The organism is Aurantivibrio infirmus, assembly GCF_054767315.1.
Genome location: NZ_BAAFSK010000005.1, coordinates 316,294 through 335,233 on the forward strand (window position 1 = coordinate 316,294; position 18,940 = coordinate 335,233).

The 18,940-nt window shown below is 43.0% G+C and carries 16 protein-coding genes and 1 other RNA gene; 12 read left to right on the forward strand and 5 right to left on the reverse strand.

Going from position 1 to position 18,940, the window contains the following annotated elements; all coding sequences use genetic code 11:
- Positions 1–12: 12 nt before the first annotated feature.
- The 3 genes from ACYUCY_RS13065 to ACYUCY_RS13075 form a co-directional block, all read right to left on the reverse strand.
- Positions 13–2,079 (reverse strand): FAD-dependent oxidoreductase, encoded by a 2,067-nt coding sequence (locus ACYUCY_RS13065; RefSeq protein WP_460226946.1) that lies wholly within the window; start codon positions 2,077–2,079, stop codon positions 13–15.
- Positions 2,080–2,357: 278 nt separating this feature from the next.
- Positions 2,358–3,314 (reverse strand): 2Fe-2S iron-sulfur cluster-binding protein, encoded by a 957-nt coding sequence (locus ACYUCY_RS13070; protein ID WP_460226947.1) that lies wholly within the window; start codon positions 3,312–3,314, stop codon positions 2,358–2,360.
- Between the two features lie 122 nt (positions 3,315–3,436).
- A complete protein-coding gene (locus ACYUCY_RS13075) occupies positions 3,437–3,796 on the reverse strand; it encodes a group I truncated hemoglobin (protein WP_460226948.1) in 360 nt (119 codons plus the stop codon).
- 565 nt (positions 3,797–4,361) lie between these two features.
- Between ACYUCY_RS13075 and ACYUCY_RS13080 the strand changes: the two genes are divergently transcribed.
- Positions 4,362–5,141 carry an SDR family oxidoreductase gene (locus ACYUCY_RS13080; RefSeq protein ID WP_460226949.1) on the forward strand — a complete coding sequence of 260 codons (780 nt, stop codon included), beginning with the start codon at positions 4,362–4,364 and terminating at the stop codon, positions 5,139–5,141.
- Between the two features lie 65 nt (positions 5,142–5,206).
- Here ACYUCY_RS13080 and ACYUCY_RS13085 read toward each other — a convergent pair whose 3' ends face one another.
- Positions 5,207–6,607 carry a putative ATP-dependent zinc protease gene (locus ACYUCY_RS13085; RefSeq protein ID WP_460226950.1) on the reverse strand — a complete coding sequence of 467 codons (1,401 nt, stop codon included), beginning with the start codon at positions 6,605–6,607 and terminating at the stop codon, positions 5,207–5,209.
- A 57-nt stretch (positions 6,608–6,664) separates the two neighbouring features.
- Complete coding sequence (locus ACYUCY_RS13090; RefSeq protein ID WP_460226951.1) at positions 6,665–7,510, reverse strand: 6-carboxytetrahydropterin synthase; 846 nt, start codon at positions 7,508–7,510, stop codon at positions 6,665–6,667.
- A gap of 264 nt (positions 7,511–7,774) precedes the next feature.
- On the opposite strand from ACYUCY_RS13090, the gene ffs reads away from it, so the two are divergent.
- The 11 genes from ffs to ACYUCY_RS13145 all read left to right on the forward strand — a co-directional run bounded on the left by ffs (position 7,775) and on the right by ACYUCY_RS13145 (position 18,775).
- Positions 7,775–7,871: signal recognition particle sRNA small type (gene ffs / locus ACYUCY_RS13095), an RNA gene on the forward strand.
- Positions 7,872–8,055: 184 nt separating this feature from the next.
- Positions 8,056–10,170 carry a DNA polymerase III subunit gamma/tau gene (dnaX, locus tag ACYUCY_RS13100; protein WP_460226952.1) on the forward strand — a complete coding sequence of 705 codons (2,115 nt, stop codon included), beginning with the start codon at positions 8,056–8,058 and terminating at the stop codon, positions 10,168–10,170.
- Between the two features lie 57 nt (positions 10,171–10,227).
- The gene (locus ACYUCY_RS13105) at positions 10,228–10,548 is read left to right on the forward strand and encodes a YbaB/EbfC family nucleoid-associated protein (RefSeq protein ID WP_460226953.1); all 321 of its coding nucleotides are present in this window, start codon (positions 10,228–10,230) and stop codon (positions 10,546–10,548) included.
- Between the two features lie 60 nt (positions 10,549–10,608).
- Positions 10,609–11,202: a recombination mediator RecR gene (gene recR / locus ACYUCY_RS13110; protein ID WP_460226954.1), complete on the forward strand. Its 594-nt coding sequence runs from the start codon at positions 10,609–10,611 to the stop codon at positions 11,200–11,202.
- A gap of 67 nt (positions 11,203–11,269) precedes the next feature.
- A complete protein-coding gene (gene rnd / locus ACYUCY_RS13115) occupies positions 11,270–12,400 on the forward strand; it encodes a ribonuclease D (protein ID WP_460226955.1) in 1,131 nt (376 codons plus the stop codon).
- A 57-nt stretch (positions 12,401–12,457) separates the two neighbouring features.
- On the forward strand, positions 12,458–12,709 hold the full coding sequence (locus ACYUCY_RS13120) for a YcgL domain-containing protein (protein WP_460226956.1): 252 nt from the start codon (positions 12,458–12,460) through the stop codon (positions 12,707–12,709).
- A gap of 8 nt (positions 12,710–12,717) precedes the next feature.
- The gene (locus tag ACYUCY_RS13125; protein WP_460226957.1) at positions 12,718–13,155 is read left to right on the forward strand and encodes a YcgN family cysteine cluster protein; all 438 of its coding nucleotides are present in this window, start codon (positions 12,718–12,720) and stop codon (positions 13,153–13,155) included.
- A gap of 105 nt (positions 13,156–13,260) precedes the next feature.
- Positions 13,261–13,680, forward strand: a complete 420-nt coding sequence (locus ACYUCY_RS13130; protein WP_460226958.1) for a hypothetical protein — start codon at positions 13,261–13,263, stop codon at positions 13,678–13,680.
- Positions 13,681–13,905: 225 nt separating this feature from the next.
- On the forward strand, positions 13,906–16,338 hold the full coding sequence (locus ACYUCY_RS13135) for a VWA domain-containing protein (protein ID WP_460226959.1): 2,433 nt from the start codon (positions 13,906–13,908) through the stop codon (positions 16,336–16,338).
- 340 nt (positions 16,339–16,678) lie between these two features.
- Entirely contained in the window at positions 16,679–17,524 is an 846-nt protein-coding gene (locus tag ACYUCY_RS13140; protein WP_460226960.1) for an AAA family ATPase, read from the forward strand.
- Between the two features lie 75 nt (positions 17,525–17,599).
- On the forward strand, positions 17,600–18,775 hold the full coding sequence (locus ACYUCY_RS13145; RefSeq protein WP_460226961.1) for a vWA domain-containing protein: 1,176 nt from the start codon (positions 17,600–17,602) through the stop codon (positions 18,773–18,775).
- The last annotated feature ends 165 nt before the right edge of the window (positions 18,776–18,940 follow it).

An 18,940-nucleotide genomic window follows, 5' to 3' on the forward strand; every position in this document is an offset into this window, starting at 1 on the left:
CCCGTACCCTATTTAAAAATAATAGGTTGATACAATGTGCGCGCTAACCAAAACTGGTAGGGGCCAAATCGTAACGATATGCAACCAAAAACTAGCGCGTCTAACCTTGCTTCTCAAACCTGAGTTTTTTAAAAGTCCGATCGCTATTCCGGCGATCGCTCCAAGAGTTGCTGCCATCAAAAAATTTAACATAAGAAGACGATTTAAGTTCTCACCTAAATGCATACCCGTGTGTGCGAATAAAATTAATAAAGTTAAAGCGCCGATACCAGCGTGAATAGTTCGCCAGCGGGAAAACTTCCCGAGAAATGACCAACCAAGACGTTTTCGAAGCGATAAAATAAGGCCAATTACAGTGGCAGAAAGAAGGCTAAAACCAGATATTTGTTTCAATCTTGAATCGGTCCAAAGCCAAGATAGTGACTTTTGTTGAACCGAAAGAGGTGCTTCGATGCCCGGCATCACCCAAGTAAAAGTCGCAACGATCAAAGCTATAAAACAGAGGAGAGTCAGCGCTAATAACGTGTTGTCGTAGATAAGTGGTGATTCATTATTCGCTGAATTCGTTCCTTCGATCGGTGAGCGATTGCGAATTAATGTTTCGATTAGAGGTTGACAGCTGCCGCACACTGCGCCAGCACCACAAGTCCTGCTCACGGCGGCAAGACTATAACAACCTTCTGATATCTTCAGGTCAATAACCGCGCGAGTAACTTGATTACACTGACAGACTATAGCCGTCGCTGGCCATGCAGCGATATTTTCTTCCTGTTTTAGCAACCATAAATTGCCGGTGCTTCTGAACAATAACGTTTGCCATGGAAATAGGAACTTCTTTCCAATAAAAGCTTCACGTACCCGTTGTAGTTCGGGCCAATCACCTACGGCACAGGCACCAAGTATTTTATTTTTGTAAATCGCCAATGAGCGTGATTCATTTTTATTGGTAAGTTTGTTTTTACGAGAATAATTTATGACTGATAGCTTTGGACGACTAGGTAAGTCTGCAACCTCACCCATACTACTCACGGCGACGTCCATGACTTTTAGATTCGTGTAGGGTTGCGTTCCACGGAATATCGCCTGGCCACCAGACAAATTTTCGGCAAGGATTGTTGCCTGTTCGAAGCCGGGGGCAACTAAACCAAAGATGTCACCATTAAATTCACAGCATTCTCCAACAGCATATATTCCTGGAATGGAAGTTCTTAAAGATTCATCAATTACGATGCCATGATTAAATCGAATACCGGTGGAGTAGGCGAGATCGATATTTGGTTTGATGCCAGTACAAAGAACGACAGTATCACACTCAATTCTTTTATTTTTTCGCGTCAGAATAGCTTGGACGCGCTGATCCCCTTTGACTTCTCCTAAACCATCATTGGTGATCACCGCGATGCCCTGGCGGCTTACGTAATCCAATAACGTTTCAGCGGAGGTTTCGTTTAATTGTCGATTCATTAAGCGTGGCGATTGATGTACTAAGGTCACTTGTGTGTTGTTTTTTTGTAGGCCCCTAGCCGCTTCGAGACCCAATAATCCTCCGCCAACAACAACGATGTGACGAGACCTGCTACCACGAGCGAGCAAACTTTCGGTGTCTCGAATATTCCTGAATGTGTATACGCCCTTAAGGTCAATCCCTTTGATGTTGGGGACATGAGGTTTTGAACCCGTTGCAAGAATTAAAATGTCGTATTCATATCGCTTGTTTAAACTGTCGCGAATGTGGTGTTTGGCAGTGTCGATAGCAACAATTCGTGCGAACCGAAATTGAAAATCTACCCTGGGGTTACTTTGGGTATGAAAATCTTTTTCTACGTTAAAAAAAATATCGGGATAATTAATAGTTCCTGCGAGAAGCTGACTGAGTTTGATTCTATCGTAGGGGGAGTAAGGTTCATCACCAAAAAGCGAGATCGAGCAATCTGACCGAAAACGTTTTTTTAGCTCGGTAGCACAACGTATTCCCACGGGGCCTGCTCCGACGATTACTATTTTGGGTCTTTTGCCAGTAGTTGGGATGTTTGGTGGCAGGTCGGGGCGGTTGTGTGATGAGGATAGAGCGTTACCCATTGCGTGAAAGTATCCGTAAATAAAAATTTCTCGAAAGCGTTACTTGCCTTTTCATGTTTATGTAAGTGACGATGAAATTAATATTGCAAATCTCTTGCCAAAATAAAAATGTAAAATTGCACTATTGTTGGCCGGAGAATTAATAGTAAGTTTTCAATTGATTAAGCGGCATTTCGGTGCACTTTAGATTATTGAGAGATGAAAACACTTAAATTACGCGTTGTTTTAATTCTTTAAGGCTGACTAAAAGGAAAAATCACCAAATTAGCGCATGGACATTATTGTTTTTCGTTGAGTATGAAAGGGTCAGAAAAAATATCTGCCATCGGTAGGCCACTTAAAAAGCACAGTTTTTGGATTTTTTGCACGAAAACAGGCGCACCACATAAAAAAGCGCACCATTTTTTTGAAGTTGGAATAATTTCAGGAACCAAGTTTGCAATTTCCCCTTCGATAAACCCTTTTCTTTTCTCATCTCTTAATACAGGATGAAAGTAAAAATTATCGAATTCTTTGTCGAGTCTATTTAGTTCATCAATCAGATAAAAATCATCAATAGTGCTCCCAGCTAATAATAAATGAATCGGGGCGACGTGCTTTGACATAAGTGCGTCGCGCACAATGCCGTATAAAGGGGCGAGACCGGTACCTATGCCAGCAAGTATCAGAGCTCTATCTCGCATGGCAATATTGTAAAAACAGTTTCCGTGTGATTCGCCAATATTAATGCTATTGCCGATTGTGATTTGATTGTGAAGCCACCGACTCACCTCGCCTTGGCTGTGATACTTAACATGAAGCTCTACAAAACCTTCGGATTTTAAACTCGCAATAGAATAGGGTCGCCCGACATTACTGCTCTTCCATACGCTTAGAAATTGCCCTGGTGACCAGTTGATATTGGCATCTAGTCGGAGTCTAAGCACCTTAGAATTTAGCGAGTTGTGTTCAATTACTGTGGCTGAGACTCGCCGACGTTTGTCAAGTGTATGTAGTGTTAAATCAGATTTTGGAAATAGTTGGCATGCCAAAGCAAAATTTTGTTTTTTTTGGTTTTCGTTGAGCCCCATTTGCGCCGCAGCGGGAATACAACCCTGATCAACTTTAATTAGACATGTTTGGCAGATACCATTTCGACAACTATTTGGAATTCCACATTTAGATCGAATAGAGGCATTCAGAACTGATTCATCGTCTTCAATGCTAAGTTTTCGGTTGTTTAAAACTATCTCCACTAGAATGCGGCACCTTGGCTTTTAGGGTGAGCTATGGACAAAATGATTTGATTACAGAATTTGTTTCATTCGTAAGTGAAATTATCTAATGAAATGTATTACACATTCACCTCCATCATCCTCTAACGATTGAGAACATCATCTCTGACGCTATTTGCAATAGCTGCGACCTCTTCGATATCTTCTGCCGCTGCGCCAAGTTCTGCTAATGTACCGCCGAGGTTTTCAATAACCGCATCAAGATGTGAATCATCTAAACCTTTTAAGTGTGCATGACCGGCCCTTAAATCCTTGCCGGTATAGTTGTTTGGGCCACCGAAAACCATTGTAAGGAACGCTTTTTGTTTTACCGCCTGAGATGCCATGTCGACAGTATCGAAGTAGTGACTAATTCGATCGTCCATTAGTACTTTCCGGTAAAAAATATCCACAGCCGCGTCTACCGCAGGCGCTCCCCCCAAACGTTCAAAAAGTGTAGCCATAAAGTTTCTCCATATATACGCTTGATTTTGAATTTGTTATTCAAAGTTGATGAATTTCAGTTCTTAAGATGTAATCAATATGAGATGAGCAAAGTCTATGCCAGAGCGAAAAGTCCATGATTTTTTGCAGAAAATTTATTTTTTAGTGAGAAATTGCACAAAGATAATGCGAGTAATGAGGTTTTTATTCTTGAGGAAAAAATTAATGCACAGAAATAAACAGTCTTGATTCAACTTGGAACAAAGGTTTATTTAAAATACAAAAATGTATAGGTTGATCCGCCGAGTTAGTGGAGGCGGAAAAGTAAGCTCTAAGATTGATCTCGGTTTGACCTAATAATCTCAGCAAGAATCATTGAGATGTATCAATGATGTGCACAAGTGTAAATACGAGAGCCGCAACTTGGATGTTCAGTACGTAGAATCCAAGAATTTACGACGGTAGATAGATGTTTTGGAGTTATATTGTCGCAGCAGTGGCCGTACTTTCTTCGACATTTTTCTGCGGTATACTCACCACCACATAAAATAACTGAGTATCAGTGTCGTTAATAAGGAAAAATAAATGTATACGAATCTATTTTCATTAGAAGGCCGAACCGCGTTAGTTACTGGTGGTTCGCGTGGAATTGGCAAGATGATTGCTGCTGGGTTTATCGCACAGGGTGCAAAGGTCTATATTTCTTCTCGTAAGGCTGAGCAATGTATCGCCACTGCTAAAGAGCTTGGCGGCGATAAAGGTATGTGTATTGCTTTACCTCATGATATCTCGACGGTAGAGGGTTGTAAGGCGCTTACCGCGGACTATGGGAAACACGAAAAACATCTCGATATTTTGGTAAATAACGCCGGTGCTGCGTGGGGTGCGGAGTTCGATGAGTTTCCTGAAAGTGGTTGGGACAAGGTGATGAATTTAAATCTTAAATCCCCCTTTTTTCTTTTACAGGCAATGCATTCATTATTGAAAGCGGGAGCATCTGATCAGCAGCCCGCTAAAGTCATTAATATTGCGTCGATCGATGGTATTCGCTTGAATCCTCAAGAAACCTATTCTTACCACGCGTCTAAATCGGCACTGATCTTTCTGACTCGTCGTTTGGCAGCAAAGTTGGTCAGTGAGAGAATTGTCGTAACGGCTATCGCGCCTGGACCCTTTGCGTCGGAAATGAATCGTGTTGCTCGTGATGAGGAAGCGATGGTGGCGAGTGTTACGCCACTAGGTCGTATTGGACGCGACGAAGATATGGCAGGTGCGGCGATATTTTTGGCTTCTAAGGCCGGTGATTACGTGGTTGGTGACACTATTGCTGTAGATGGTGGTCACGCTTACGCAAAAATAAAATAATTAAATTAGAATTTAATAGTTTAATGCAATGACTTAAGGCGAGAGAGTCTATCGATCGTTTTAAGTCATGATTGTTTTTGCCAGCCCAAATTTTTTTCAATAAATTGGATGATTATATCGCCCGGATCTTTCCTGGTTCGAATTTTTCTTATTAAAGGGCAGGGTAAAACTTTTTTTAGGACTGGCCCCTTATCTGATCTAATAAACTCAACTTCCGCGACTTTTAACCGCAATACCTTACAAGCTTGACGCACTAATTTTTGTTCGTCCTTGTCAATCTTTATCGCTTTTATAGTTTTCTGTTCTTCACTATTCTCTTGGTTTTTTCCGGCCAACCAGGAGGGGGTGTTGTTGCGAAATGAATAAGATAAATTTTTATTAATACACAGTGTAGTGATGGTTGATTGCTCGGATTCAGGGAAATATTCTTGTACTAATAAATTGGCATAGGCAGCGCGATCATCACTTAACAGTGAATTCATCTCTTGGGTATTACTGATCACCTGTTCCGTCGTGGAATAATGTTGGCCGCTGAGTCTTGCTAATACTGGAAATCCACCGAACGACGCGAGTTGTTCGATAACATGATCAGTCGATTTTGTTACCATTGATTTTGGTGTTGGTAACTCATTCGATTGTAAAATTTGCAAGGACAAAATATCGTCATAGGCTTTATCAATCGAATCCGCACTATTTGCTATAAAGATCCCTAAGCTTTCAAAGTGACGAATAAGAGCAACGCCGTAGCTCGCATCTTCGCTTGATAGGAAGGGAATAATAGCGTCAAAGTCACTTAAGTCTTGATTCCCGGTGTAATGTACTTCGGAATTTTCAGAACTAAGTTCTATGTGGCAATCGCGAGTATCAATAGCAAATATTTCATGTCCGCGGGATATGCATTTATCTAGTAAAAACTGATTGCTATAAGAGTTGGGGTCGCTAGAAAGAATGCCAATTCTAAGGCCGTCTTGTTTGAGATCGTTCTGATTTTGATTGTCCTGCCCATAAAAACTGTTGATCTCTTCTGCGCTTCGCTCGCCAAAATTAAAATGTAAGGCCGAATCGACAATCATTCGATTATTTAATGCTTCCCGTCCTAAGAGCATTCGATACCCCATCGAATCTCGATTGGTTAGGGTTAGTTCGACTTCAAACTGTTCACGATTAATTGAAATCGGAGTCGAGATAACAAAGCGTTTTTCTGTTGTACCACTGGAGCTTTTAATTAAGCGTCGACCGACAACCGGAGCTTCACACTCGACTATTGTTTTACGATTATTTTGCAGTGGATGTACTAAAAATCGCACCCATTGTTGGCCATCTTTTTTGAAGGCTTGAATATGAAATGCATGTAACGCAGAGGTTTTTGCCCCCGAATCTACACGCGCTTTGACAGCGGGGATTTTTAATTCTGGAAACGCGCACCACTCTTCAGTGCCGATTATGGGCTTGTCGCTTTGGTTCATAAATTTTAATTATTCCAATGCTAGATAAAGTTAGCGGAGAAGATTTTGGTGGGCAATTCAGCAGCTCGCGATAGCGCCTTTGGATATGCCTTCATAAGCTTTTACGACATAAGTATTTTGCGGATAGTTTTCCTTTAGAGTAGTCGCAATATGATTTGCGATATGTTCAACCGTACTATCTGAATCGATTAAATAACACTGGTCTTGCGGAAGCTGAAGAAAGAATTCACCTTCGGGTGCTTGATATTTAAATTGGTAATGATTTTCTGGGCAATCTTCGTTGTTAAGCAAGTCTATGCGAGTTGCTATGTAAGAATCCGCGTAATTGTTGGCCCAGTCAGATTCCAGGGTTAAATTTCTTTCGCCGTTACACCAAATTTCGATTTTAGATCGATGGCCGTGAGCGATTCGTTGACATTTTCCAGCATGCTTTTTTAGCCCGTGACCGTAGTGGTAATACGCGCTGTCAATTTTTTCGCAACTAAAGCTCACATCAATTGCTTTTAGTGAGTCTGGTAGTAAGCGTCTCAATTCGTTTTCACACCAAGTACCCACAGTTTCAGTATTGATGACTTCAGCTTCAATAAGCGTGACACATTGAGGGGGTGATTGGTGATGGATTTGATTACCGTTTTCCATTCGCCAGCGAACATCGGTTTTAGCTTGTCCTTGATGGATCGTTACATGAGGCGAATGACTGGGAACTAATAAGCAATGATCGATATGTTCATCTAAGAGTTGTCTCACCGCCGCCTTAACCGTGCCAAAGTCACAAACCATGCCCTGGCCGTCAAGGTCGCCCTCAAGGGTGATATGAGAAAGCCAGGTTTCACCGAGAAGACCCCGTTTCGGGTCGAGGAAACAAAAATCGGAATTGGTAAGATTGTCGACAAATAGCAGCATGATGTGGTCAGTTAATAAAAAGGAAGCGGGATAATATAACAGATCACTAGATTTGCCGATGTTTATGGGATCCCATTCCCCGGCTTGTTTGTCTCAATGTATTGATATCTGCAGCTCTCTTGCTGAGCTCGCTCGATAACAGAGAGCTTACTTATTGATTTGTTTCGCCTAATATTGAAACAGCCTGTCGCCAGCTGATCGAGTTCCCTTGCAAAACGGGCTTAAAGCCCGGATAATTCGCGCCTCTTTTGCAATGGTGGCTCTTATTGGTCCCCCCGCAATGATCAGCCGCGAACCCCGCCAGGCCCGGAAGGGAGCAACGGTAGTGGTGACATCGTGTGCCGGGGTGTGGCTGGTTTGAGTCACCTCCATTGCCCGATTCTCTCCGTTATATTTATTCTCAGTGTGAAAATCCTACTCGGCATTTATGAGCCATTAATTCCGTCGTGATTCCGGTGTTTTCCTGTACTTAGCAAATAGGCCGGGCCAGCTGACTGGGGTATAATGCCGCTCTTTTTGTATTCACAGGATTGGGTTTAGCGTCAATGTCATACCAGGTACTTGCGAGAAAATGGCGGCCCCGCGTATTTAAAGAAATGGTCGGGCAAGAGCACGTCTTGAAGGCGCTTATCAATGCCTTGGATACCAATCGACTCCACCATGCTTATCTATTTACGGGAACTCGAGGCGTCGGCAAAACCTCGATCGCGCGTATTTTAGCGAAATGTCTGAATTGTGAAGCGGGTGTAAGCTCGGAACCCTGTGATCAATGTAATGCCTGCGAAGAAATCAACGGTGGTCGTTTTGTTGATTTGATTGAAGTGGATGCGGCATCGCGAACCAAAGTTGAAGATACCCGGGAATTACTTGATAACGTTCAGTACGCGCCCACGAAAGGTCGCTATAAAGTGTACCTCATTGATGAGGTGCACATGCTTTCGGGACACAGCTTCAACGCGCTGTTAAAAACCTTGGAAGAGCCACCGCCCCACGTTAAATTTCTACTCGCCACAACCGATCCGCAAAAATTACCGGTAACAATTCTTTCTCGCTGTTTGCAGTTTAGTTTGAAGAATATGTCCCCAGAGCGCATCGTCGAGCACCTAGAACATATTCTTGGACAAGAATCGATCCCATTTGAAGCCTCCGCCCTATGGCAGCTCGGTCGCTCTGCCGATGGCAGCATGCGCGATGCATTGAGTCTCACCGATCAGGCGATATCTTTTGGTGATGGGAAAATTAGCGAAGCCGACGTGAGCAGCATGTTGGGCGCGATAGATCAACGCAAAGTGTACGAAATTTTATACGCTTTAGCCGAAAACGATGGCAGCAAAATATTACAGTGTGTAGATCAGATGGCGGAACAATCGCCAGATTACGCCGATGCCTTGGCGAATCTTATTAATGTTTTGCACCGTTTAGCGGTCGCGCAGGTGTTACCGGAAGCAATCGATAATACCTTTGGAGATCGCGACGATGTTCTAAAACTTGCGCAACAATTTCCTGGTGAAGATGTTCAATTGTTTTATCAAACCGCTTTATTAGGGCGGCGGGATTTACCTTTAGCACCGGATCCGCGTGGCGGTTTCGAAATGGTTCTGTTGCGGATGTTAGCGTTTAAGCCGCAAGGTATTCAAAAACAAATTAGTAAGCCCAGCGGCAGTGAAGCTAAAGAAAATGAAAGTGGAAGTCTGAGTCAACAGGAGGTCGACAAAGCAGAGGCAAAAAAGCCTGAATCGAATCCGCTGCAAGATGCGTCCCTACGCCCTGAAATCATGGAAGAGAATCAAAGGCAACAAGATGCAAAAGCACCGGCAAATGATTCACTTGTAATGGCCCCCGATAACCAGTCTGAATCTCAGCAAGCCACACAGAAACCTGAAGAATCAACTGACCAAGACGCAACAAAATTAGAATTCGCAAATAACCCGATCGAAGACCCCGAAACAAGAAGAGAATTATCAGCGTCTATTGACCAGGATTTGGAATCCTACCAAGCTTTACAAGCTGATCATTCGGAAGCGGAAAATCAACAGGAAGATAGAACACCGAGAGAAGTTTCGCAATCCGCACCACAGGCGGAGAGTATCGCAACGCAAGATCAAGACGTTTTTCACGAGACAGAAACTCGCGAAGAGTACTCTACTAATAATTTTTCTCAACACGATGTAGCAGAACTTAGCGAAGTGCTCGGTGAGAGCGAGAAAGCCGCGGAGCAAGGCGCAGAAAAAATGGCTTCTGTTGAGGAGCAGCGCATCAGTCTCAGCGAGTTGAAACCACAACTTTGGAACACCGTCGTTAGTCAATTGCCCATTGGCGGAGTGATACACAATACTGTCATGAACTGCCAGCTGATCCGCTGCGAAGGTAGTGGTTTAGAGTTTATATTGGATGAACAAAACAGTACCTTGTATGACGACTCTCATCAGCAACGTTTACAAGATATTTTGACGGATTATTTTTCCGAAGCCGTTTACGTGAATATTGTTATGGGTGCTGTTACAGAAGAAACACCCCAAGTAACAAAAGCTAGATTGAAAGCGGAACGCTTAGCATTGGCTTTACGGTCGATGAAGAGCGATCCAAAAGTGCAAGAGGTCATAAAAGTTTTTTCCGCAAAGTTAATAGAAGAAACGGTTAAACCTATTGATTTGCAATAGGCCGATTAGCGGTTTTCGCAACAATTTATTAATACAAGTTGATATGAGGTATAGGCCATGAAAGGTCTCGGCGATATTATGAAGCAGGCGCAAGCCATGCAAGAAAATATGAAAAAAATGCAAGAAGATCTCGTTAATTTAGAGGTTGTTGGTGAATCCGGCGCAGGTCTTGTGAAAGTAAAAATGAATGGGCGTCATGATGTCAAAAATGTTGAGCTGGATGAAAGCTTGCTAAAAGAAGATAAGGAAATGCTCGAAGACCTACTTGCCGCTGCGGTGAATGACGCGGTTAGAAAAGTAGAAGAGTCCAGTAAAGACAAAATGGGTGGCTTAGCTTCTGGGCTTAATTTGCCAGAAGGTTTTAAATTCCCTTTTTAAATTTATCTTGTAGTACGTATGTTAAAAAATAAAAATCGTTAAATAAAATGTTGTCCCTATATGTTTAGTCCCTTAATTGACGAATTAATTGCTGCGCTCCGTTGCTTACCCGGTGTCGGTTCCAAGTCAGCGCAGCGCATGGCGTTACACCTACTTGAGCGGGATCGTAGCGGCGCCAGCCAACTCGCAAACTCAATTTTGAGATCCGTAGATGGTGTTGGACGCTGTGAAACTTGTAGAACCTTAACCGAACAGACGCAATGTTTTATTTGCAAGAACCACAAACGCGATTCAAGCATTTTGTGTGTTGTTGAAACACCGGCAGATGTCATCGCAATTGAACAAGCCGGAAATTTTAGTGGCAAATACTTTGTGCTACTGGGGCATTTGTCACCTATTGATGGCATTGGTCCAACTGAAATTGGTATAGACCAGTTATTGGCGCGACTACGCGACGATAATATTGCCGAGTTAATACTCGCAACTAATACCACTGTGGAAGGAGAAGCGACAGCCCATTACATAGCAGAAGAAGCAAAACGTATCGGCATAGCAGTGAGTCGAATTGCTCATGGAGTGCCAATGGGTGGCGAGCTTGAGTATATTGATGGCAGCACCCTGGTCCATGCATTTTTAAGTCGGCGTTCGGTTTGAACTGTTTTCAATTTCCCTATACGAATAATGTTTTACGGGGATTTATTTTAATTTGGAGATTTTTTCCTTGTCGTTAACGTTTTCTTGGGTAGATTCGGATGTGGCGCTTAACTCGTGTTGCCAATTATTATCGCAGTCATCTCATATTGCCGTCGATACTGAGTTTATGCGTAGTGATACTTTTTTTCCAAAGGCGGCTTTGTTTCAATTATCAAATGGAGAGTCACATTTTCTAGTTGACCCTTTGGCGATATCTGATTTTTCTCCTTTAGTCGCTTTATTTGTTGACCCTAAAGTGGTCAAGGTTTTGCATTCTTGTTCAGAAGATTTGGAAGTATTTCACTATTTTTTAAAGTGCATACCCGAGCCGCTCATTGATACACAGGTGGCAGCGGCTTTGTTAAATTACGGCAGTTCCCTGGGATATGCTGCGATAGTGCAAGAGTTGTTGAGCGTAGAGCTATCGAAAGAAGAGACCCGCTCGAATTGGTTGCAACGACCTTTGCAGGAAAAGCAAAAAATATATGCGGCCCAAGACGTGGCGTTTTTGCTCCCGGTTTACGAGCAACTGCTTGAAAAACTAGAAAGCCAGAAGCGTATCGATTGGTTGTTAGAAGAATGCAGTAATATTGTTAGTTCGGCAAAAATGCCAGCCAATACAGATGACTATTATTTGAAAATAAAACTCGCATGGAAGCTGAACCCAAGACAGTTGGGAACCCTGCAGCTACTAAGTGGGTGGCGTGAGCTAGGTGCTCGTCGCAGCGATGTGCCGCGAAATCATTTTGTTCACGAAAAATCGCTATGGGAAATTGCGAAGTTACAGCCCAGTAGTTTGGATGATCTGAGCAAGATATCAGAGTTGCGATCTAAACAAAGACAAAAGTACGGCGACGAGATTCTTAAGTTAGTACAGCAGGGTGCTGAAATTTCTGATGCAGACCTGCCTTCGCAATTACCACCGCCCTTGTCGTCGTCGCAGAAAAAAGTATTGGCGGAATTAAAAGAAGTTGTATTAGAAAAAAGCAAAGCCTTTGAGTTGCCAGTCGATATGTTGGCCCGTAAGGCCGATTACGAGTATCTCATTCGCGCTAAAGCATTGGGGAGTGCCGGTAGTTTACCACCGAGGTTGGCCGGCTGGAGGAGGGAGATTGTTGGTGGCGCTTTGTTGTCAGTGGTAGAGGAAAAGTTGAATTAGTCCAAGTAATGTGAATTTTAGCTTAAATCTCGCATCGCTTCAGAAGAGAAAATTAAAATGAAAATACTCTGTGATATATACAAGGGCAACAAGGATGAAGAGATGTTTCTGTATGTTAAAAAAGAAGATGGTCTGAAAAAAGTTCCAGAGCTGTTATTACAAAAGTTGGGAAGTACTCGCCAAGTCATGTCGATAGTGTTGACGCCTGGAAAAAAGTTGGCGCGAGCGAATTCAGAGAAAGTAATTGAGCAATTAGAAAAAGAGGGATACTACTTACAAATGCCACCATCGCTTTACGTTGTGAAGTGAATCTAGATATGTCGCGCTATTGGGAGAGTAAAGAATTATCTGAGATGTCACGAGAAGAGTGGGAATCCCTTTGTGATGGTTGTGCGAAATGTTGTTTACATAAATTAGAAGATGAGGACAGTGGCGAAGTAGTTTATACCAAAATATCTTGCCGGTATTTAAATAACGATGATTGTCGTTGTACAGAATATGAAAATAGAAATACCTTGGTACCCAATTGCGTTTGGTTAAAGCCAGAAGATGTCAACGAGTTCCATTGGTTGCCTTCAACGTGTGCTTATCGTTTAGTCTCTGAATCGAAACCCTTACCAGATTGGCATCATCTTATATCGGGATCGAGAGAAACAATTCATCAGCAGGGAATTTCTGTAAAAGGAAGGACTCTTAATGAAACCTATGTTCACCCAGACGGGATGGACGAACACATAATTAATTGGGTCGAATGAATTAAACAGATGGCAGCTTAGATACAGCTTGGTGCCACTTGTGTTAAAAGAGATGATCCACTAGCATTCCCAGCAAAAAAACCAATTAGCGAGTTTGATTGTTTTATGTTTACAGCCGAAGAATATTTAACTGGATGGCTAATCTATTTAACAGGTGCAATATGCGCCTTAGTCGTTTGGTGGTTTATGACCAAGAAGATTCCTTATAAAACACCGCGGAATATATTACGTTTGTGCGTCACTGTGGTATTGATCATGCCATACCCTGTTGCGTATCAAGATCCCCATTTAGCGCCGGCATTTTTCACTAGCATGTTGGAAGGTGTATTTATAAAAGATCAGGGTTTTGCTCGTGCGGGCGTCCCGGTTTTACTGGCAATGGCCATTTCAATCGCACTATATTTATTAATTGATTTCGCTTGGCAACTGTTTTGGCAAAAACGTCAGATCAAGAACAAGCAAGAGCAGTCACAACTACAGGAACACGATGCGCTAGTGAAAGAATCATCTGGAAAAACATCGTGACACGCTAAGATGACTTTGACGCTACGATTGTATTCGATCATCTATCGTTATATTTAGGTGTCTGCTTATTCCCCTTCGCTACAAAAACAACCCCCTTTCATTGCCTTCATGCTAGCAACTGCTATACCTATGTAATAAGACGTCAAATTCTGCACACCTTGTTCCTACTCTTGCCACTGAAGAGGAACCCAGTGTGCCGTTATTATTGCTAGGTGTGTGGCTGGTATGGTTAAACTGAAATTATTGCAAGTAACTATCGAGATCTTCCGATCTGGAGTTCGCTCAGCCATTCGTCCGCTCATTATCTTTTCGATATTCCTGTTTGCTCCACTCGTCAACGCTCAATTTGATGAACCGCAAGTTGATGTGCGCTTTGTCATCGATATGTCAGGAAGCATGCGTCAAAACGACCCTAACAATTTACGTCAACCCGCACTCGAGTTATTAGTTAAGTTATTGCCGGAAAATAGTAAGTCCGGCGTTTGGACATTTGGCAAGTACGTCAACATGTTGGTACCCCATAAAGATGTTAGCGAGGAATGGCGTGCTTCTGCTGCGGAAGCGTCGTCAAGAATTAAATCTAACGGTTTGTATACCAATATGGGTGAAGCATTAGAAAAAGCGGCTTACGACCTTGAATCGAAGATTAAGTCCCGCAGAGATATCATTTTGCTCACTGACGGTATGGTTGATATTTCAAGAGAGCCCGAAGAAAACCTCGCGGAGTGGCGTCGAATAGTCGATGAAGTATTGCCGAGCCTAAAAGAAGCTGGTTTTAGAATACATACCATCGCTCTATCTGAAAAAGCTGACGTCGAGCTACTCAACAAATTGTCGGTCTCAACAGATGGTGTATCCGCCGTAGCAAATACTGCCGATGAATTGGTAAAAATATTTGTCGAGGCTTTGGACAGTGCGGCACCTGCCGAACAATTACCTTTTGAGGGAAATTCTTTCATTGTTGATTCAAGTGTTGAAGAATTTACCGCATTAATTTTTGCAAATGATAGTGGCGAGGCAATCAAACTCGCCAGCCCTGATGGCAGTATCTACGAATACGAGAAACCTTCTGACGATGTCAGTTGGTTTCACGGAGACAGCTATGAGCTGATAACCGTTACTCGACCGCTTGAAGGCGAGTGGGGAGTATCGGTCGACGTAGCGTCCGGAAGCAAAATATCAATCGTTAGCAACCTTAGTCTGGTTGTAAAAGCGATGAAAAACAATATCGCCGTGGGAGACGCGTTGACTCTGAGTGCCTTATTGCGCGAAGACAACAAGACGATAGCGCGAGATGAATTTTTAGATTTATTAGAGCTTACTTATCTCGTTGAGCGCATCACGGATGGTGAACGCTGGGAAGGCAAATTGGAGCCGGCAGCGCCGAATAGCGGTCTAGCCAAGGGTATTTTTCACACTCCCTTAACGATGTTTGATACAGCGGGGAGTTACCGCATTCGCGTGAATGTTGACGGAAAAACTTTTCAGCGTGAATTCACTCACCAGCTCACTGCACATGAGGCGTTTTCAACCTCCGTTACAAAATCGATTCGAGGATCACAAACCCGTCACCTTATCTCCTTGCGTACCTATCGTGACGATATCGATTTAAACAATACAAAAGTGAAGGTGCGCATAATAGATCCGAATGAAAAATCCGTCAGTGAAGAATTGATTTTGAGTCAAGTCGATAGCTGGGAGCGGGAAGTTATCCCCAGAATTGACGGTACATATCAAGTTTATTTTGATGTTGACGCACAGGATGTAGCAGGCAAACGGTTCTCAGTTACTTCAAATGTAATTCGTATTACTCACCCCGATGGTGACGATCCATTTGCAGCAGAAAATTCAAAACAAGATGACGTTCAAGATGAAAAGCCGGCGCCCGTACCAACACAAATAGCACCGGACGAAAATGCCGCTCCTGAGCAGGCGATGGAAGAGGAGGGTACTGAGGAATCGGGTACGCTTGGTAAGGTATGGCTTTACGGTGGAATCGCACTGGCCAATATTTTTATGCTAGGGCTCGCTTTTTTTGCTTATCGAATGATTATGGGTAAGAAAGAAGAGGAAATTCTTGAAGAAGTTTTGACTGAGCAGGGCGCAGGAGCGCCTACAGAGCTGGTCGAACTAGATCCTAGCTTGGCCGATTTGGCGAGTGATCAAGACGGTGCGGCGGAAAAGGAAAGCACAAGGGAAAAAGAAAGCGATGACGAGAAAGAAGCGAGCGCATTGTCTGATGAAGAGGAGTTGGCATTGCTTGCCGCTGAATTAGATATCGCTTCTGACGCAGAAGAAAACACAGACGTAGATTCCAATGCGGAAGAAAACGAACAGTCTTCCACCGCTGAAGTTGCTGCGGAAGTAAACCCGGGTGAGGATCTTAGTGAAAGTGAAACGGGTGGTGAAGAAAAAAATGAGCCAGCTGAATTTTCTATTGATGATTTCCAGGCTGAAGATGATACGGTTGATCTTCCCAAAGACGTAACGGAACCGGAATCGGAAACGGGTGAAGAAATCGCAACTAAAGCAGAAGACGCTCAAGAAGATTCCGCGATTGATCCGGAAGCCACTTCAGATGAGCAGGCTACCAATTCAGAATTAAACCAAGAGGTGAATGACGAAGCGTCTGAAGATTCTGAGAAAAAATCTGATTAACTTCTAAATTATCATTTTCTCTTCGTGAGCCGTAATCTCTGCTTTAGACTCCCAATTCATATGCTTCCTGTTAAAGCTTGTTTATTCTCTCAGCGCTGCCAACGGCACCACCGGGTTCACGCTGCTATGATCTCTACTAGATGATCCCTACTTGATAACTTCTATATTTTTACGACACGCCCATTTTATCAGGCTCCCAATATCAATCCTGTTTATGCTAAACTGCTCGGCTTTTGTAGGCGTTGTCTGCCTGCTAACGTGGTTCAGGATGTGGCTTATAAACCAGCGAGCTGCCTAGATATCAATTGAATTTATTTTATTATAGTGACGAGGCCAAATAATGAAGTTTGAAGGTACTGACAAATATGTAGCCACCGAAGATTTGCGAATGGCGGTCAATGCAGCGGTGACTTTACAGCGCCCACTGTTGATAAAAGGCGAGCCCGGCACTGGTAAAACAATGCTTGCGGAAGAGGTTGCGGCGGCTTTAGGTAAGCGTTTGATTCAGTGGCATATTAAGTCCACCACTAAAGCGCAACAAGGCCTTTACGAATACGACGCAGTTTCTCGTTTAAGAGATTCCCAGTTGGGTGGTGAAAAGGTTCAGGATATTCGTAACTACATAAAACAAGGCAAGTTGTGGGAAGCGTTTACCGCAGACGAACAAGTCGTACTTTTGATTGACGAGGTCGACAAAGCCGATATCGAGTTTCCTAATGACCTCTTAGTCGAGCTCGATAAAATGGAGTTCTTCGTTTACGAAACCGGCGAGACTATTAAAGCGAAACAACGGCCAATTGTTATTATTACGAGCAACAATGAAAAAGAATTACCCGATGCATTTTTGCGTCGTTGTTTCTTCCACTACATAAACTTCCCAGATCGCGACACTATGATCTCGATCATCGATGTACATTTTCCTAAGCTCAAAAAAGACTTAATCAACGAAGCTTTAGATATCTTTTTTGATGTACGTAAAGTACCTGGCTTGAAAAAGAAACCTTCCACGTCAGAACTCATTGATTGGTTAAAGCTTTTGATGGCCGACGATATTCCTGACGAAGTGTTAAAAAATCGCGATCCTAGCAAAGCGATTCCACCATTGTATGGTGCTTTGTTGAAAAACGAACAAGACGTTCATATGTTAGAACGTTTGGCGTTTATGGTGCGACGAGAAAATCGTTAAGCTTTTTAAATCCTTTCGATTTTGCAAAGCAATTAAACAGGGCCAGGACTGTGGCCAGTAACGCGGATGAACTAAATGTTAGTTAATTTTTTTTATGGTCTTCGAAACGCACAACTCCCCGTATCAATAAAGGAGTTGTTGGTTTTGCTAGAGGCTTTGGAAGCGCATTTAGCCTTTGGCAGTATTGAAGACTTTTATCTGCTATCAAGAACCTGCTTAGTCAAAGACGAAAAATATTTTGATAAGTTCGATAAGGCATTCGGCGCCTACTTTAAAGATTTAGAAAACTTGGATGACATCATCGAGGCAATCATTCCTGAAGACTGGTTGCGCTCAGAGTTTTTGAAAGACTTGAGCGATGAGGAAAAAGCCAAGATAGAATCCATGGGGGGGCTTGAAAAGCTCATCGAAGAGTTTAAAAAACGTTTAGAAGAACAAAAAAAGCGTCACTCTGGTGGCAACAAATGGATCGGCACCGGTGGTACCTCTCCCTTTGGTCATAGCGGTTTTCATCCCGGCGGAATTCGTATCGGTGGTGAGAGCAGTAACAAGCAAGCTTCCAAAGTGTGGGAGCAACGTCAGTATAAAAACCTGGATGATTCAGTCGAATTGGGTACGCGTAATATTAAAATGGCGCTACGCAAATTACGCAAATTTGCTCGGACGGGTTCTGAAGAAGAATTGGATCTTAATGACACGATTAGTTCGACAGCGCGCAATGCGGGCCTCCTCGATATAAAAATGGTGCCGGAAAAACGTAACGCGGTGAAAGTCCTTTTATTCCTCGACGTGGGTGGATCTATGGATCCATACGTAAAAGTCTGCGAGGAATTATTTTCTGCCTGTAAAACCGAATTTAAGCATTTAGAATATTTTTACTTTCATAATTTTATTTATGAGCGTGTTTGGAAGGATAACTATCGACGACAACAGAACACCATGTCGATGTTTGATTTAATGCATACCTACAGTAGCGATTATAAAGCGATCTTCGTTGGTGATGCGACGATGGGCGCTTACGAGATTTCTCATCAGTATGGTAGCGTCGAGCATATGAACGAAGAGCCGGGCTACATTTGGATGCAGCGAATGAAAGAGTGTTTCGATAAAGTTATTTGGTTAAACCCGACGACCAAAGAACATTGGGAATATACTAGCAGCATTGAAATCACCAAAGAATTAGTCGATGACAAAATGTATCCTTTAACCTTGGCGGGCTTGGATGAAGGTATCGCCTATCTAAGCCGCTAGTTATTACTGAATAATCGTATATTTTCACGCTAGCGGCGCCAGCCGATTCCTCATTTACTTCATGTAAGCTCCGGTTCACCGTACGACGCTTTATTGCCAAGGAGGGCATGTATGCAAGTAGTGCAGGAGCAATTACTTGTCCTTGTTAGCATAAAAATCTTCCGC

Excerpts from the sequence above, each read along its gene's own strand:
- ACYUCY_RS13140 (WP_460226960.1), top strand. The coding sequence starts at position 16,679 with ATGAAGTTTGAAGGTACTGACAAATATGTAGCCACCGAAGATTTGCGA.
- ACYUCY_RS13135 (WP_460226959.1), top strand. The coding sequence starts at position 13,906 with ATGGTTAAACTGAAATTATTGCAAGTAACTATCGAGATCTTCCGATCT.
- ACYUCY_RS13145 (WP_460226961.1), top strand. The coding sequence starts at position 17,600 with ATGTTAGTTAATTTTTTTTATGGTCTTCGAAACGCACAACTCCCCGTA.
- ACYUCY_RS13085 (WP_460226950.1), bottom strand. The coding sequence starts at position 6,607 with ATGAACCAAAGCGACAAGCCCATAATCGGCACTGAAGAGTGGTGCGCG.
- recR (WP_460226954.1), top strand. The coding sequence starts at position 10,609 with ATGTTTAGTCCCTTAATTGACGAATTAATTGCTGCGCTCCGTTGCTTA.
- ACYUCY_RS13120 (WP_460226956.1), top strand. The coding sequence starts at position 12,458 with ATGAAAATACTCTGTGATATATACAAGGGCAACAAGGATGAAGAGATG.
- dnaX (WP_460226952.1), top strand. The coding sequence starts at position 8,056 with ATGTCATACCAGGTACTTGCGAGAAAATGGCGGCCCCGCGTATTTAAA.
- ACYUCY_RS13075 (WP_460226948.1), bottom strand. The coding sequence starts at position 3,796 with ATGGCTACACTTTTTGAACGTTTGGGGGGAGCGCCTGCGGTAGACGCG.
- ACYUCY_RS13080 (WP_460226949.1), top strand. The coding sequence starts at position 4,362 with ATGTATACGAATCTATTTTCATTAGAAGGCCGAACCGCGTTAGTTACT.
- ACYUCY_RS13105 (WP_460226953.1), top strand. The coding sequence starts at position 10,228 with ATGAAAGGTCTCGGCGATATTATGAAGCAGGCGCAAGCCATGCAAGAA.
- ACYUCY_RS13125 (WP_460226957.1), top strand. The coding sequence starts at position 12,718 with ATGTCGCGCTATTGGGAGAGTAAAGAATTATCTGAGATGTCACGAGAA.
- ACYUCY_RS13065 (WP_460226946.1), bottom strand. The coding sequence starts at position 2,079 with ATGGGTAACGCTCTATCCTCATCACACAACCGCCCCGACCTGCCACCA.
- ACYUCY_RS13130 (WP_460226958.1), top strand. The coding sequence starts at position 13,261 with ATGTTTACAGCCGAAGAATATTTAACTGGATGGCTAATCTATTTAACA.
- ACYUCY_RS13090 (WP_460226951.1), bottom strand. The coding sequence starts at position 7,510 with ATGCTGCTATTTGTCGACAATCTTACCAATTCCGATTTTTGTTTCCTC.